Source organism: Pseudomonas sp. GNP012, assembly GCF_054343835.1.
Map to the genome: position 1 here is coordinate 1,615,438 of NZ_JBTGUU010000001.1, position 15,207 is coordinate 1,630,644.

At 62.3% G+C, this 15,207-nt stretch carries 12 protein-coding genes; 5 read left to right on the forward strand and 7 right to left on the reverse strand.

Annotated elements, in window-relative coordinates; translation table 11 throughout:
- Positions 1-112: 112 nt before the first annotated feature.
- Positions 113-2,086 carry an alkyl/aryl-sulfatase gene (locus tag ACXX83_RS07305; RefSeq protein WP_458547972.1) on the reverse strand — a complete coding sequence of 658 codons (1,974 nt, stop codon included), beginning with the start codon at positions 2,084-2,086 and terminating at the stop codon, positions 113-115.
- A gap of 137 nt (positions 2,087-2,223) precedes the next feature.
- Between ACXX83_RS07305 and ACXX83_RS07310 the strand changes: the two genes are divergently transcribed.
- The 4 genes from ACXX83_RS07310 to ACXX83_RS07325 all read left to right on the forward strand — a co-directional run bounded on the left by ACXX83_RS07310 (position 2,224) and on the right by ACXX83_RS07325 (position 7,133).
- A complete protein-coding gene (locus ACXX83_RS07310; protein WP_458547973.1) occupies positions 2,224-2,892 on the forward strand; it encodes an ABC transporter ATP-binding protein in 669 nt (222 codons plus the stop codon).
- A gap of 1 nt (position 2,893) precedes the next feature.
- Positions 2,894-5,365: an ABC transporter permease gene (locus tag ACXX83_RS07315; RefSeq protein ID WP_458547974.1), complete on the forward strand. Its 2,472-nt coding sequence runs from the start codon at positions 2,894-2,896 to the stop codon at positions 5,363-5,365.
- On the forward strand, positions 5,355-6,437 hold the full coding sequence (locus tag ACXX83_RS07320) for a lipocalin-like domain-containing protein (protein ID WP_458547975.1): 1,083 nt from the start codon (positions 5,355-5,357) through the stop codon (positions 6,435-6,437). Before ACXX83_RS07315 ends, ACXX83_RS07320 begins: the two co-directional genes overlap by 11 nt.
- 117 nt (positions 6,438-6,554) lie before the next feature.
- Positions 6,555-7,133: a hypothetical protein gene (locus ACXX83_RS07325; protein WP_458547976.1), complete on the forward strand. Its 579-nt coding sequence runs from the start codon at positions 6,555-6,557 to the stop codon at positions 7,131-7,133.
- A 102-nt stretch (positions 7,134-7,235) separates the two neighbouring features.
- Here ACXX83_RS07325 and ACXX83_RS07330 read toward each other — a convergent pair whose 3' ends face one another.
- The 4 genes from ACXX83_RS07330 to ACXX83_RS07345 form a co-directional block, all read right to left on the reverse strand.
- Entirely contained in the window at positions 7,236-7,772 is a 537-nt protein-coding gene (locus ACXX83_RS07330; protein ID WP_458547977.1) for a hypothetical protein, read from the reverse strand.
- Complete coding sequence (gene hglS, locus ACXX83_RS07335; protein ID WP_458547978.1) at positions 7,717-9,147, reverse strand: 2-oxoadipate dioxygenase/decarboxylase HglS; 1,431 nt, start codon at positions 9,145-9,147, stop codon at positions 7,717-7,719. Before hglS ends, ACXX83_RS07330 begins: the two co-directional genes overlap by 56 nt.
- Positions 9,148-9,257: 110 nt before the next feature.
- Positions 9,258-10,214, reverse strand: a complete 957-nt coding sequence (locus ACXX83_RS07340; protein ID WP_217837908.1) for an alpha/beta fold hydrolase — start codon at positions 10,212-10,214, stop codon at positions 9,258-9,260.
- 22 nt (positions 10,215-10,236) lie between these two features.
- Positions 10,237-11,691, reverse strand: coding sequence for a flavin-containing monooxygenase (locus ACXX83_RS07345; protein ID WP_217837909.1), 1,455 nt, complete (start codon positions 11,689-11,691; stop codon positions 10,237-10,239).
- A 199-nt stretch (positions 11,692-11,890) separates the two neighbouring features.
- Between ACXX83_RS07345 and ACXX83_RS07350 the strand changes: the two genes are divergently transcribed.
- The gene (locus tag ACXX83_RS07350; RefSeq protein ID WP_458547979.1) at positions 11,891-12,964 is read left to right on the forward strand and encodes a diguanylate cyclase; all 1,074 of its coding nucleotides are present in this window, start codon (positions 11,891-11,893) and stop codon (positions 12,962-12,964) included.
- Between the two features lie 183 nt (positions 12,965-13,147).
- Here ACXX83_RS07350 and ACXX83_RS07355 read toward each other — a convergent pair whose 3' ends face one another.
- Together ACXX83_RS07355 and astA are read right to left on the reverse strand one after the other, a co-directional pair.
- Positions 13,148-14,017, reverse strand: a complete 870-nt coding sequence (locus ACXX83_RS07355) for an oxaloacetate decarboxylase (RefSeq protein ID WP_007975765.1) — start codon at positions 14,015-14,017, stop codon at positions 13,148-13,150.
- A gap of 142 nt (positions 14,018-14,159) precedes the next feature.
- A complete protein-coding gene (gene astA / locus ACXX83_RS07360; protein ID WP_102702763.1) occupies positions 14,160-15,194 on the reverse strand; it encodes an arginine N-succinyltransferase in 1,035 nt (344 codons plus the stop codon).
- Positions 15,195-15,207 lie beyond the last annotated feature (13 nt).

Below are 15,207 nucleotides of genomic sequence, written 5' to 3' on the forward strand. Positions count from 1 at the left end.
TGCTCCGGGCGGCGTTCCGACGAGAAACCTGAGAGCAACGCGGGGTGTCAGGTTCCCCGCGTCATCGTTGGTCTCCATCGCGAGCAAGCTCGCTCCTACGGGGGATCTGGGTTCACGGGGTAACGATATTGAACTGCGGCGCAAACGTATCGAGGCTGGTCATCAACTCCCCAAGCTTCTTGCCATTGCCTTGCAGCTTGATCAGGCCTTTCTGGATCGCCGTGGGGATGTCCAGTTGCTTGAGGCTGATCTGTTCCAGGGTGGCCTTGCTCATGGTCACGCTGGCATCCGCCTGGGCATTGAGGCCGGCGCGGTGGGTAAGTACGCCGTTGCGCAAGGTCAGGTTGAAGTCCTTGTTCAGGTCCTCGAAGGTCCAGTTCAGGGTCAGGTCATGGCCTGCGGCCTTTTCGCTGTCCAGGCGCACGGCCAGGAAGTCGAAGAACATCTGCGGGCTCATCGCCCGCACCATGTCGACCGACACCGAAGTGCCCGCATGGGGCGGTACGCCGTTGCGCAGTTCCATGGCGCCGGTCAGGTACATGTTGCGCCAGGTGGCGTTTTCGCTTTGATAGCCCATCTGCTCCAGCGCCTCGGCCTGGGCTTTGCGCGCATCGCCGTTGTCCGGGTTGGCGAACAGCAATTGATTGCCCAGTTGCGCGGCCCAGCGGTACTCACCCTTGTTCATCGCCGCGCGCATTTTCTCCAGTACCGCCGCTTCGCCACCCATGGCCTCGACCGTGTACTTCGCCGTTTCCACAGGTGGCAGTGGATTGAGGTTGGCCGGGTTGCCGTCATAGAAACCCATGTAGCGCTGATACACCGCACGGGTGTTGAAGCTCAGCGAGCCGTAGTAGCCACGGGTGTACCACTTCTGGTCCAGGCTGCCTGGCAGTTTCTTGATCGAGTCGGCGATTTCCAGCGGCGTCAGGCCCTGGTTCAGCAGGTGCAGGGTGCGGTCATTGAGGAAGGCGTACATGTCGCGCTGGTCGGCGAGGAAGGTGCGGATGCGTTCGCCGCCCCAGGTCGGCCAGTTGTGCTGGGCGAACAACACGTCGCTCTTGTCGCCATATCGCGCCAGGCTGCCGTCCAGGTACTCGGCCCAGGCCTTGGCGTCCCGCACTTGCGCGCCGCGCGGGGTGAGGATGTTGTGCATCATTTGCGTGGCGTTTTCCGCCATGCACAAGGCGCGTAACTGCGGCAGGTACAGGTTCATTTCCGCGGGCGCCTCGGTGCCCGGGGTCAACTGGAATTCCACCTCGAGGCCGGCGATGGTGCGGGTTTCCAGTGCCTTGTCGATCAGGTCGGTGGGCGGGATCAGGGTGACGGTGCCACCGCTCGGCGTGCTCTTGCCCAGGCCGGCATCGACCTGGCCTTTTTCGCCACGGGGCAGCAGGCTGCCGAACTGGAACTGTGCACGGCGGCTCATGGCGTTGCCGGCGTAGACGTTCTCGCTCATCACGTGTTCCATGAACCCGGCAGGGGCGAACACCTTGACCTTGCCGGCCTTGACGTCGGCTTCGTCGATGACCCCGCGCACGCCACCGAAGTGGTCGACGTGGGTGTGGCTGTAGATCACCGCCACCACCGGTTTGTGCGGGCGGTTCTGGTAGTACAGCTCCAGTGCTGCCTTGGCGGTTTCGGCCATGGTCAGCGGGTCGATGATGATCAGCCCGTCGTCGCCTTCGATGATGGTCATGTTCGCGAGATCAAGGCCGCGCACCTGATACAAGCGCGGGCTGACTTCGAACAATCCGGCATGGGCGCTGAGTTGGGCCAGGCGCCAGAGGCTCGGGTTGACCGACTCGGGGGCCTGGTCCTTGGCGAGGAAGTCATAGGCCTGGATATCCCAGATGACCTTGCCCGAGGCGTCCTTGACCTGGCCCTTGAAGGGCGCGATCAGCCCCTTGGTGACCGACTCGTAGTCGGTGCGGTCGGTGAAGGGCAGTTGTTTCAGCACGGCGGCGTTACTGGCCATGGTTTGCGGGCTGGCCGCGACCGGTGCATCGGCGGCGACCACCGGTTGCGCCAGGCAGGCAGTGATCAGGCAAGCGAGCAGCCCACGAGGGCTCAAGGTGAAACGAGGCATGGCGTCTCCGTTTTTTATCGTTATGGCTAGACCAGCTTCGAGGGTAGGGCGGGGCACGGGCAGGGCGATCATCGGCAACGGACAAAAAACATTCAGGGCCGCTATCCTTGAGCCACGCATACCCAGCAGGTTGACCCATGCTTGAAGTCCATGGCGTTTTCAAAAGCTACGCCACACCGCAGGGGCCGCTGCCGGTGCTGCAAGGCGTCGACCTGACGCTCAGGCCCGGCAGCAGCCTGGCGCTGATGGGCGAGTCAGGCAGTGGCAAAAGCACTTTGCTGCACCTGATCGCCGGGCTGGACAAGGTCGACCGCGGCAGCATCCGCAGTGGCGGGCATCGCCTGGAACAGATGAACGAAGGGCAACTGGCGAGCTGGCGCCGAACGGAAATCGGCCTGGTGTTTCAGCAATTCAACCTGATCGGCAGCCTGCGGGTCGAAGACAACCTGGCGATTCAGGCGCGTCTGGCCGGGCGTCATGACCCACGCTGGCAAGCCCATCTGGTGCGGCGCCTGGGCTTGGGCGAGCTGTTGCGGCGCTACCCCGAGCAACTGTCCGGCGGCCAGCAGCAACGGGTCGCGCTGGGCCGGGCGCTGGCGTCGCGCCCGCCATTGTTGTTGGCCGACGAACCCACCGGCAGCCTCGATGAAACCACCGGCGCCGAGGTGTTGCAGTTGCTGCTGGAACTGCTCGACGACAGTCCCACCAGCTTGCTGATGGTCACCCACAGTCCTGGCGTGGCGGCGCGGCTGGTGGAAAAGGCCTTGCTGTGCGGTGGTCGCCTGGTCGCTGTGGGCGAGCGCTGACATGGGCATCTTTGGCCAGACCCTGCGCGCGCTGCTCAGCCACTGGCGCCAGCATCCGGTGCAGTTTTTCAGTGTGCTGACCGGGTTGTGGCTGGCCACCGGCCTGTTGACCGGCGTCCAGGCACTCAACAGCCAGGCCCGCGACAGCTATGCCCGCGCCAGTCAGTTGATCGGCGGCGAGCCCCAGGCCAGTCTCAGTGCGCCCGGTGGCGGCACCTTCGCGCAGCAATGGTTTGTCGATCTGCGCCGCGCGGGCTGGCCCGTGTCACCGGTGCTGCAAGGCCGGGTCACGCTCAAGGGGCATGAAGATCAGCGCCTGCAATTGATGGGCATCGAGCCGGTGTCGCTGCCGGCGGGCGCGGCGGTGGCGGGTCAGGCCTTGGCGATTGAGCAGGTGGTCGGCTTTTTCAGCCCGCCGGGCAGTACCTGGATATCGTTGCAAACCATGCAGGCACTGGGCTTGCGCGAAGGTGACCGGCCACTGAACCTGGCGGGCGTGGCACTGCCGCCGCTGCAGGAGCAGGCCGACATGGCGCCCGGTGTGCTGCTGGTGGACATCGGTTTTGCCCAGCAGATTCTCGGGATGCCGGATCAACTGTCGCGACTGCTGCTACCGAAGGATTTCACTGCGCCGCTGCCGCACGCCCTCCATGGACAGCTGCAACTCAAGAGCGCTGGCGAAGAAAACAACCTCACTCGCCTGACCGAAAGCTTTCACCTGAACCTCGCGGCCCTGGGGGTGCTGTCGTTCGTGGTTGGTCTGTTTATCGTGCATGCCGCCATCGGGCTGGCGCTGGAGCAACGCCGGGGTTTGCTGCGCACGCTGCGTGCCTGTGGGGTGAGTGCGCGCATGCTTATCGCCTGTCTCGCCGTCGAATTGGGTGGATTGGCCCTGATCGGCGGTGTGGCCGGGGTGGTCAGCGGCTACCTGCTGGCCGGCGTGCTGTTGCCGGATGTCGCCGCCAGCCTGCGTGGCTTGTATGGCGCCGAAGTGGCGGGGCAGTTGAACCTCGGCCTGTCATGGTGGTTCAGTGGTATCGGTCTGAGTCTGATCGGCGCGTTGCTGGCCGGTGTCAACAGTCTGCTGCGGGCGGCGCGTTTGCCATTGCTGGCGCTGGCCGACCCGCAGGCCTGGCATCAGGCCCATGCACGCTGGTTGCGACGCCAGGCTTGGGTGGCGGCAATGGCCGGGGTGATCGCGCTGCTGGCGCTGATCTTCGGCGACAGCCTGGTCAGTGGCTTCGTGCTGATGGCGGCGCTGTTGATCGGCGCCGCACTGGCGTTGCCGGTGGTGCTCAGTTCGCTGCTCAGTCTCGCTTCACAGCGCAGTCGCTCGGTACTGGGCCAATGGTTTGTCGCCGATTGCCGCCAGCAACTTCCCGCGTTGAGCCTGGCATTGATGGCGCTGCTGTTGGCCATGGCCGCCAATATCGGTGCCGGCAGCATGACCGCAGGCTTTCGTCAGACCTTCAACGACTGGCTCGAGCAACGGCTGACGGCCGAGCTTTACCTCAACCCACAGAACCCGGCCCAGGCCAGGGAGCTGCACAGCTGGCTCGACCAGCAGCCGCAACTGGCGGCGGTGCTGCCCAACTGGCAGGTGTCGATCCAGTTGCAGGGCTGGCCGACGGACCTGTCCGGGATCATCGACCACCCGACCTACCGCCAGCACTGGCCGTTGCTCGAAGCCCTGGGCGACAACCCTTGGGAACGACTGGCCAAGGACGATGCGGTGATGCTCAGCGAACAACTGGCCCGGCGCCTGCGCGTGCAACCGGGCGACCACCTGACGCTGCCGACGCCCACTGGCCCGTGGTCACCACGGATCGTCGGGATCTACGCCGACTACGGCAATCCCAAGGGACATATTCTGGTCAACATCCACCACCTGCTGCGCGGCTGGCCGCAACTGACACCGAACCGCTTCAACCTGCGCATCGAACCGGCGTCGATCCCGGCGTTCGTCACGGCGCTGCAGGCGCGTTTTACCCTGGACGACAGCCGCATCGTCGATCAGGCGCGGCTCAAGGGCTGGTCCACGCAAGTCTTCGAACGCACCTTCGCCGCCACCGCTGCGCTCAATAGCCTGACGTTGTGCGTGGCCGGCGTGGCGCTGTTCATCAGCCTGTTGACCCAAAGCCAGAGCCGTCTCGGGCAACTGGCGCCGCTGTGGGCGCTGGGCGTGACACGCCGGCATTTGATGTTGCTCAACCTCGGGCAAACCTGGTTGCTGGCGCTGCTGACCCTGGTGCTGGCGTTGCCGTTGGGCATCGCCCTGGCGTGGTGCCTGGACACGGTGATCAATGTTCAGGCCTTTGGCTGGCGCCTGCCGTTGCGGGTGTTCCCGTTGCAACTGTTGCAATTGATGGGCCTGGCGCTGGTGGCGACATTGCTGGCTTCGGCCTGGCCGTTGTTGCGTTTGTACCGCACGCAGCCGGCGGACTTGCTGCGCACCTTTACCCATGAAAATTAATCTCGGCGTCTTGCTCCTGGCGCTGCTGGTGCTGCTGTTGAATGGCTGCGATCAACCGGCGCCGGTAGAAAAAGGTTTTGCCGGGCTGGGCAACCAGGCCGCTGCGTTTACCAAGGTGGTGCCCGGTCGGGTGTTCAGCTTCCCGGCGGATCACGGCCCCCACGATGGCTTTCGCATCGAATGGTGGTACATCACCGCCAACCTGAAGGACGCTCAGGGGCATGAGTTCGGCGCGCAATGGACGCTGTTCCGCAGCGCCTTGAAAGCTACCCCCGAGATAGCCGGCTGGCAGAACCAGACGATCTGGCTCGGTCACGCGGCGGTGACGTCGGCGACGGTGCATCACGCGGCGGAACGCTACGCCCGTGGCGGCGTCGGTCAGGCCGGTGTCAGCGTTGCGCCGTTCAATGCATGGATCGACGACTGGCAGTTGAGCAGCCAAGCGACAGCCGACGATCCCTTGGCCGACCTGCTGCTCAGCGCCCGCGACAAGCGTTTCAGCTACCGGCTGCGGTTGATCTCGACAGGTCCGCTGGTGCTGCAAGGGGACAAGGGGTTCAGCCAGAAATCCGAACAGGGTCAGGCCTCTTATTACTACAGCCAGCCGTTTTTCCAGGCCAGCGGCGCCCTGGAAATCGACGGCCAGACCTTTCAGGTCAGTGGCCCGGCCTGGCTCGACCGCGAATGGAGCAGCCAGCCCCTTACGGCCAACCAGAGCGGTTGGGACTGGTTATCCCTGCATCTGGACAGCGGCGAGCAGGTGATGCTGTATCGCATGCGGCAAAAGGACGGCGAGCCTTACCTCACCGGCACCTGGATCGACGCCCGGGGGCAGACACAGTTGCTGCACGCCGGCGACATCAGCCTGACGCCGCAAGACAGGGCCAGCGTGGCCGGGCGCGAGATGCCCATTCGCTGGTCGATCAAGATCCCCTCCAGACACCTCGATATCACCATCACCGCGCTCAATCCCCAGGCGTGGATGGATTTGCGCATACCGTACTGGGAAGGCCCGGTGCGCCTCAGTGGCAGTCATGCAGGGAACGGCTATCTGGAAATGACCGGGTATTAGAAAATCAGCGGCCTGCTGCGACCACTCGCTGAACAGCGTCTATGCTCATCGCACACATGGCATTGCGCTTTGCGTCAACGCCGTCTGTTGTCATTCATCACAGGGAAAGTTCTGCCTATGAAACGCCACGCACTGACCAAAGCCATCACCCTCGCAACCTTGTTGTCTGCCGCCAGTTTCGGTGCGGTTGCCGCCGAACTCCCGTTGTCCGAAGTTGTGGTGGTCGATCAGGTTGCCACCCAAGTCGTTTCGGTCGATACCGCAAACCGTATCGTGGTCCTCAAAGGTCCGCAGGGTAATGAATTCCCTGTGCAACTGACCGAAAAGGCGAAAAACCTCGACAACCTCAAGGCCGGCGACACGGTTGACATCAGGGTGACCAGCGCCGTTGCCGCCTTCCTCGACACCGATGTCGACAAAGGCTTGCCGGGCACTGCCGAAGTCACTGGCGAAGTGCGCGCAGCACCCGGTAGCGACAACCCCGGCGGCGAAGCTTACCGTCAGGTGAAAGTGCAGCTGAAAATCACCCACATCGACCTGAAAAAACACCAGGTGACTTTTGAAAACCCGGAAGGCAAGTCCAAGACGGTTGACGTCAAGCGACCTGAAGTCCAGGCCAAACTCAAGGACTTGAAAGTCGGACAAAGCGTAAACGTGGTTTACACCGACATATTGACGGTGACCAGCAAGCATTGAGATTGAGTTATATGGGCTGATTGTTTTTGTAAAAGTCTTGTACAGGAATAATCAGCTCATAGCGTTTAACTGGCGCGTTTAAAGCGCTGTGCAGCCTCGTATTCAAGTCGACATTTCCTTAAACATTGTGTCGATAAATTTCATCTTTGCAGTGCGGACATATTGATTCTCATCTACTAAAATGCTTTCCGTTCGCCCAGTGTACGGCTCTTTACCAGTGCATGGATTGCCGAGGCCATCGCACTGGGCGAACACTTTATTGGTTGTATTGAAAGTTTCGGATATAAAAAAAAACGGGCGACCTGCGGGTCGCCCGTTTTTGTTTGGAGTTTCAGCGTGGGCATGGTCCCTTGTGGGAGCTGGCTTGCCAGCGATGGTCGTTAACGATATCGCGTATGAGCTGGATAAACGCGGCGCACTTGAATCCATCGCCAGCAGGCTGGCTCCTACAGTTTCAGCGTAGGCGCGGTCCCTTGTGGGAGCTGGCTTGCCAGCGATGGTCGTTAACGATAACGCGGGTGAGCTGGATAAACGCGGCGCATCTGAGGCCATCGCCAGCAGGCTGGCTCCTACAGGTATTGCGTTATCGGTGTTGCCCGGGATTGCGTGAAGAGCCTTTTTCATCGGCTGGAACAACATCGGCCAACGCCGCGAAACACTGTTCGATCGAACGCCGCTGGCTCTCGGCATACAACGCCAACTCATCGATCGTCGAACGCCCAAGGGCCTTTTCGAACGCCTGCTGATTGGAGTGCACGCCGTAACGGGTTTGCGCCGCGTCCCCCAGGTTTGACTGAAAAATCCCCGCCGCGCTGACCGGCAGGAAGTCTTCGTACACCAACGGTTCAACTCGCAGGTAACCGCTGCCGAGCAGGTCTTCCAGGGCGGTATTTTTCAGGTTGCCCGCCGCCAGGCCTTTTTCCGTCACAAAGTAGCGGAAGTAAGCCAGGCCCTGTTGGCGCATGCCTTCCCAGGTGTCGGGAAACTCGCTGAAATGCTGCGCCATCAAGGCGTTATAGCGCGCGGCGTTGGCTTCGTTGGGGAAATCCTTGAGTTCGTCCCGCGCGGCATTGAGCAAGCGGTCGTACAGTGCGCGGCCTTTTGGCGTGAGGGCGGCACCGCGCTGTTCGATCTCGCCGAAGCGGGCACTGTGGCTGCCGCGAGCTTCGTTCTGATCGGTGAAGGCAATCGGCTCGTCGAGGGCCTTGAAACTGGTCTGGCGCAGCAGGATCGGGCACTGGCGGCGGGGCGGACCTTCGATCACCGCTTTGGGGGTAATGCCGTGGGCGGGCATTTGCGCCTGGACGATGTCAATGTCCAGGGTCCGTGGCGTCAGGTGGTTGATGTGCGGGCCCTTGAACGCCACCACGTCGGCGATCAGCCGATGCTGGGCGCTGAGCTTCTGATACTGCTCGGCGGTGACGGTGGCGCTGTGGTGCCAGCGGAAGGTTTCCAGGGCCTGTTCGACGAATTCCAGGGCTTGCGGTTCGGTCAGGCCACCCTCGGATTCGGCACGCTCGATGAGCGTGAGGGCTTGGGCGGTGAAGATCGAGCGCCGGTCGAGCATCGACTGGGCGAACGCTCGCAGTTCCAGGTCTTCGATCAACTCCAGGCGCAGCAGCGAAGTGAATACCCGGAACGGACTGATCTGCAAGGACGCTTCATGCACTGCGCGAAACGCCGTGGAATGCACCGGTACGCCGGCCGGTGTCAGGTCGTAGTAACCCACCGGTTGCATACCCATCACCGCAAACAGGCGGGCGAGGGTCGCCAGCTCATCGGCCGTACCGACGCGGATCGCCCCATGGCGCTCCAGATCCAGGCGTTCGATTTCGCCGGTGCTGGTGAGCTGTTGCAGGATCTGCGGATCGCTTTGCAGCACATGACGGTTGGTCTGCTCCACCAGTTCCATCAACGCGCCGTACAACGGCACTTCCTCGCGGTACATGTCGGACATCGCTTTGGAGAAGCGTTGGCGGATCAGGTCAGGGCTGACGAAATTCGGGGGGGTCATGAACAGGATTCCTGGCGCGGTGACGTAAAGGATGGTCAAAAGATCGCAGCCTTGAGCGACGCCGACAAACGAAGTTTCTGACGAACTTCATTCTGCAAAGGACTGCAAACCTAATGCAGTCGTTGATCCTGTGGACTCTCCGAGCGCAGTGATGCCAAAAAATCCCGATACAGGCGCGCCGAACCGGAGGGCGCTTCCACCATGGGCATGTGCCCGATGGCGTCCCAGATATGCACGCGCAGGTCGGCGATGCCCTTGCTCCAGACCGCCACGCTGCTGACGTCGATCAGCCGGTCCTTGCGCCCCCACAGCAACAGCGCCGGGACGGTGATGTCGGGCAGGCGGGGCTCCATCGGCGGGCTGGCGCGGAAATCGCGGAAGATTTCTTCCAGCTCCTCGCGGGACTGTTCATAGCGCTGGGCCACGGCATCGAGCACGAGCTTCGGCACCCAGGGCGGGGACGCCATGGTCATGGCGTAGAAACGCCGGAATTCTTCCCGCGAATGAATCAGAAACGGGTTGTGGCCCTTGGCCAAATGCCGCTCCAGGTCACTGGGCTCGGGCGAGGTGACCCCGGCCGGGTCGATCAGGGCCAGGGACACAATGCGCTCCGGGTAATTGGCCGCGAGCCATGCCGCCATGTAGCCACCCATGGAGTTGCCGATGACATGGACTTTCTCGACGCCGCACACGTCCAGCAGCTGGATCATGCGCTTGGCCTGCAGCGGGATGTCGTAGCCGCCGCCGGCCTTGAAGCCGGTTTCGCCATGGCCGGCGATGTCCGGGATGATCACCCGGTGGCTGCCGACAAAGTGCCGGGCGAAACGCAGCCAGAGGTTCTTGTCGGCGCTGAAACCATGGAGCATCAGCACACTGCTGGTGGCCTCGTACGGCCCGCCTTGCCAGGTCGAGACGGTCATCTCGGGGATGGGCACGACGATTTTATGCAGCCGGTACAGCTTGGCCTCGGCCGCCATGCTCAAGTCATAGAGCCAGTAGCCGATGGCCGGGTAGGTCAACCAGCTCCAGGCGACGAACACTGCGAGAACCACGAACAACAAAAGCATCACGCGTCTCCCTTCTATCTGCTCAGGACAAAATGTGATCGGCGGGTTTCAGCGCTCGGGTCAAGCGATGAAAGCTGAAACTGAACCCCGGAAACATCGCAATCACATGACCGCTCTTGCTTTGATACCAACTGTGGCAACCACCGGACTTCCACACGGTACGTTCCATTTCCCGGTGGATCATTTCAGTGTAGGTACGTTCCGCCTCATGGCGAACTTCGATGCTGCGTAAACCTTGAGCCTGCAAGGTGCGAATGCAGTCGAGGATGTAATTCATCTGCGATTCGATGATGAACAGCGCCGAGGTGTGGCCGATCCCGGTGTTCGGCCCGGTGACGATAAACAGGTTGGGAAAGTCGGGCAGGGCGGTGCCGAGGTAGGCCCGAGGGTATTGCGCCCAGACCTCCTTGAGGCGGGTGCCGTTTTTTCCCGTTACCGGGTAGGAAATCACCCCGTCGGTGGCGTCGTAGCCGGTGGACCAGACGATCAGGTCCAGGTCGATGTGCTGGCCATCCAGGGTGACGATGCCGGTTTCGTCGATGGCGGCGATGCCTTGCTCGCGGCTGTGCAGCGTCACGTTGCGCCGCGCCAGTGCCGGGTACAGCGTGCTGGACAGGATCACCCGTTTGCAGCCGATGGTGTAGTCCGGCGTCAGTTGACGCCGCAGTTCGGCGTCCGGCACCTGGCGTTTGAGAAAACGCAGGGCCTGGCGCTGGACCATGTGTATCGCCGGCTTCGAATACTTGAAGGCAATCACCCGGGTTTCGAACTGCCAGTAGATCCCCCAGCGCAGCAGTTTGTAGGCCGGCTTGAGTCCCAGCAGCCAGCGCTGGAAACGGCCAAAGCTGCGGTCAGCCCGGGGCAACACCCAGTGGGGCGTGCGCTGGAACACATGCAAGTGCCCGACATCCGGGGCAATGGCCGGAATCACCTGGGCCGCACTGGCGCCGCTGCCGACGATGGCCACGCGTTTTTGCCGATAGTCGTAGCCGTGATCCCAGTTGTTGGTGTGAAACGTTTTACCTTGAAAACGCTCCTGTCCCTCGAAGCGCGGCACCACCGGTTGGCTCAGCGGCCCGGTCGCGTTGATCAGGAACTGCGCGCAATACGTGCCCTTGCCGGCGGTGTAGACGGTCCAGCGCTTGCTGGTGTCGTCCCATTCGATGCGTTCGACATTCGCGTCCAGTTCCACCTTGTCGCGCAGGCCGAAGTGTTCCACCACGTGGCGGGTGTAGCGATGCAGCTCGGCCTGTTCGGCGAACATCTGCGTCCAGCGATAGGGCGCGAAAGACAACGAATACAGCGGCGAAGGCACGTCGACGGCCGCGCCGGGGTAGGTGTTCTGGCACCAGGTGCCGCCGAAGAAATCCCGCCGCTCCAGCAGGCGAAAATCGTCGATGCCGGCCTTGAGCAAATTGATTGCTGCACATTGGCCGCCAAACCCGCTGCCGATGATCAATACTTGAAAGGTCTGCAATGGGCCTCCTCTTATGGTCATTGATCAACCCCTTCTTTCATGTATAGCCGTTTCTGGGGTGAGGCTTTTGCTTTTATGCGAGGGTGATGTCGCGATATTCAGCCCGCCAGCCGGTGATGGCTATTTAATCTCGCCCTGATAGACTCCAGCGCACAGGCACAGGCTGTTATCGCATTTCGTCGAGTGGCACAGAGGCCTTATGGAAAAAGCGGGAGGAAAGGCGTTCTCATTGGCCAGGAGGCTCTATACATCGCGAATCCTGGGGTTGGCCCTGGGATTGGTGTGCGTGAGCGCGGCGATGTATCCACTCGATCCGGCGCCCTGGGTCTGGGGTTTCATGTGGTTCAATGGCCTGGTCTGGCCGCACGTGGCTTACCAATGGGCGCGTCGGGCGAAAAGGCCTTATCACGCCGAACACCGCAATCTGCTGATCGATGCCTTTCTCGGCGGCTTCTGGATTGCCGCGATGCATTTCAACCCACTGCCCAGCGCGACCACCATTTCCATGATGGCCATGAACAACGTGGCCATCGGCGGCATGCGCTTCCTGTTGGCCGGGACGGCCGCGCAAGTGCTGGGCATCGGTGTCGGTTTGCAGATTTTCGCCCCGGCGTTCATTCCAGCGACCAGCCCGCTGCAGCTCTATGCCTGTTTGCCCTTGCTGTGCCTGTATCCGTTGGCGCTGGGCTGGATCTGCTTCCGCCAGGCCCATACCCTCGGCCGTCAGAAGCGTGAACTGCTGGCTCTGAGCCGCACCGACAGCCTGACGGGCCTGTTCAACCATGGCACCTGGAAGGACCAGCTGGAAGTCGAGTTCCAGCGCTGCAAACGCCAGCAAAAAGGCGGGGCGATTGCCCTGATCGACATCGACCATTTCAAGGCCATCAACGACACCTACGGCCATGTTGCCGGTGATATCGTCCTGCGTCAGTTGAGCAAAATGCTCAAGCAGAACCTGCGAGCGACCGATGTGGCCGGGCGCTACGGCGGTGACGAGTTCTGCGTGATCCTTCCGGACCTGCCCCTGAACCGCGCCGCCATGGTCATGGATGCCCTGCGTGATCGCTTCGCCACCTTGGGCTACGAGCAGAGTCCGGCGCTGAAAGTCAGCCTGAGCATTGGCCTGGCGTCATTCGACCCGACGCATACCGACGCGACGCTTTGGCTCAACGACGCCGATCATGCGCTATACGAAGCCAAGACCACCGGGCGTAACCGCGTGATCTGTTGCGGCAATGGCAAACCCCATCGCGAACTGCTCGACTCGGCGTGACCTGTGGGAGCGGGCTTGCCCGCGATGGCGCAGTGTCAGGCAGCGGGGATGTTGGCAGTGATGGCCTCTTCGCGAGCAGGCTCGCTCCCACAAATGATCACTGGTGGATGCAAATGATGTGTTCACCGCAGATCCACTGTGGGAGCGAGCCTGCTCGCGAAGGCGGTGTATCGGGTTAAACCGTCATTCCTTCACGCTCATGAACTCTTCCGCGTAGCGGATGTATTCCTCAGGTTGCGTGTAGGTGTGAGTCAGCTCGGTCGCGCTCAGGTCCGACGTCTGGGTGAGGATCTGGCGCTGTTCGCGCAGGCTGTCGTAGGTCGCCTTGATCGCGGCGAAGTAGGCGCCATGGCCGTCGATGGTCACGCGCACACCCAGTTCGGCCAGGCGCTTGTCGTCGCGCAGCAGCGGGTTGCCGTAGGTCACCAGCATCAGCGGGACGCTCAGGTGCTCGGCGATCTGCTCCAGATGGTCGAAATCCTTGACGCCCACCATGCAGATCCCGTCGGCCCCGGCTTGCTGGTATTGCCGGGTGCGGCTGATGATTTCCTGCACCGGCAGAATCCCGGCGTGGGTGCGGGCGATGATCGCCATTTCCTTATCGCAGCGCGCTTCCAGTGCCGCGCGGATCTTGCCGACGCCTTCGGCGACCGTGATCAGGTCGGTGGATTTGCGGCCGAACTGCGCGGGCAGCAGGGTGTCTTCGATGGTCAGCGCGGCGACGCCGGCCCGCTCGAGCTCGACGATGGTGCGCATGACGTTGAGCGCATTGCCGTAGCCGTGGTCGGCATCGGCAATCACCGGCAACTGGGCAACGCGGCCGATGCGGGTGGCCTGTTCAGCGAACTCGCTGAGGGTGATCAGGGCAAAGTCAGGGGCGCCCAGCACCTGCAGCGAGGCGACCGAGCCACCCAGGATCCCGACTTCGAAGCCCAGGTCGGCGGCGATGCGCGCCGACATCGGGTCGAACACCGAGGCCGTGTGGTAGCAGGTGTTGGAGGCGAACAGTTGGCGAAAATTGCGGCGCAAATCTTGATGGGAAAGCCTGGACATATGAGTTCCACCAATGGAATGGAAGGGCTTGAGCAAAAGTGTCAACGCCGAAGAGATAAAAGGCTATCACGCGCGCAGGGGCAGAATGATGACGAATTTGCCGGGTAAGCCGGATTGACGCCTGAGACAGGAAGCTGATAGGTCACGCCGCTGCGGCCTGGTGCCGCTGGTTGAGCAGCGGCACGGCGCGCACCGAGTCGCCGGGCTGCAGCTGCAAGCGCTTGGCGGTCAGGCGATCGACCACCAGGCTGTTGCCCGCCAGTCGGGCCGGGACGCAGGTAATGCGGCAGTTTTCCAGGCGCCGATTGTGAATCAGCCAGAGCGGATCGTTAGCGTCCGGCGAGCCGATGGCCAGTTGCAGCGGTCGACTGTCGCACACGGTGCGGATCCCGGAAACCGGGGCCTCGATGACCGGTCCGCCGTCGAAGATATCGATATGGCCGTTGTGGGCAAAACCTTCGGCGCTGAGGATTTTCAGGGCCGGCTCGGTGTTCGGGTGGGCCTTGCCGATCACCGCCTGGGCCTGTTCGGTGAGCAGGCAGGTGTACAGCGGTTGGCGTGGCATGAGTTCGGCGATGAACGATTTGTTGCCCAGCCCGGACAGGTGGTCGGCATGGCTGAAATCCATCTTGAAAAAATGCCGGCCGAGGCTGTCCCAGAACGGTGAGCCGCCTCGTTCGTCGGTACTGCCGCGTAATTCGGCGATCAGCCGGTTGCCGAACAGCTGCGTAAACTCGGCCACGAACAACAAACGCCCGAGCGAAAGCAAACGGCCGTTGCTTCCCTGGCGTTGATCCGGGCGCAGGTACAACGAGCAGACTTCCGATTGCCCGGTCAATTCGTTGCTCAGGAACAGGGTCGGGATCTGGCGCTGGATACCCAGGTCCGCGCAAGCATTGACCGTCAGCCCGACCCGGTAGTTGTACCAGGGCTCGCGCAGACCGATTCCACCCGTCAGGGCGCTGACGCCCACCACCTGCTGCTCGTCGTCCTCGAGCACGAACAGGTAATCGGCATCGGCCCGATCGACCTGCCCGGCGAAGGTACGTTGGGCCCAGCGGATCCGGTAGGCCAGGCGTTCTTCGTCGGCCGGCAGGCTGGTGAGTCCGGGGCTGGCCTGGCGCACCAGCGTGAACAAGGCGGGCAGGTCGGTGATCTGGACCGGTCGGACAATCATGCGGCTGTTCCTT

Bases quoted from the DNA above. Each gene is read 5' to 3' on its own strand.
- hglS (WP_458547978.1), bottom strand. From the start codon at position 9,147: ATGACCCCCCCGAATTTCGTCAGCCCTGACCTGATCCGCCAACGCTTC.
- ACXX83_RS07320 (WP_458547975.1), top strand. From the start codon at position 5,355: ATGAAAATTAATCTCGGCGTCTTGCTCCTGGCGCTGCTGGTGCTGCTG.
- ACXX83_RS07305 (WP_458547972.1), bottom strand. From the start codon at position 2,086: ATGCCTCGTTTCACCTTGAGCCCTCGTGGGCTGCTCGCTTGCCTGATC.
- astA (WP_102702763.1), bottom strand. From the start codon at position 15,194: ATGATTGTCCGACCGGTCCAGATCACCGACCTGCCCGCCTTGTTCACG.
- ACXX83_RS07325 (WP_458547976.1), top strand. From the start codon at position 6,555: ATGAAACGCCACGCACTGACCAAAGCCATCACCCTCGCAACCTTGTTG.
- ACXX83_RS07340 (WP_217837908.1), bottom strand. From the start codon at position 10,214: ATGCTTTTGTTGTTCGTGGTTCTCGCAGTGTTCGTCGCCTGGAGCTGG.
- ACXX83_RS07315 (WP_458547974.1), top strand. From the start codon at position 2,894: ATGGGCATCTTTGGCCAGACCCTGCGCGCGCTGCTCAGCCACTGGCGC.
- ACXX83_RS07310 (WP_458547973.1), top strand. From the start codon at position 2,224: ATGCTTGAAGTCCATGGCGTTTTCAAAAGCTACGCCACACCGCAGGGG.
- ACXX83_RS07350 (WP_458547979.1), top strand. From the start codon at position 11,891: ATGGAAAAAGCGGGAGGAAAGGCGTTCTCATTGGCCAGGAGGCTCTAT.
- ACXX83_RS07355 (WP_007975765.1), bottom strand. From the start codon at position 14,017: ATGTCCAGGCTTTCCCATCAAGATTTGCGCCGCAATTTTCGCCAACTG.
- ACXX83_RS07330 (WP_458547977.1), bottom strand. From the start codon at position 7,772: ATGTTGTTCCAGCCGATGAAAAAGGCTCTTCACGCAATCCCGGGCAAC.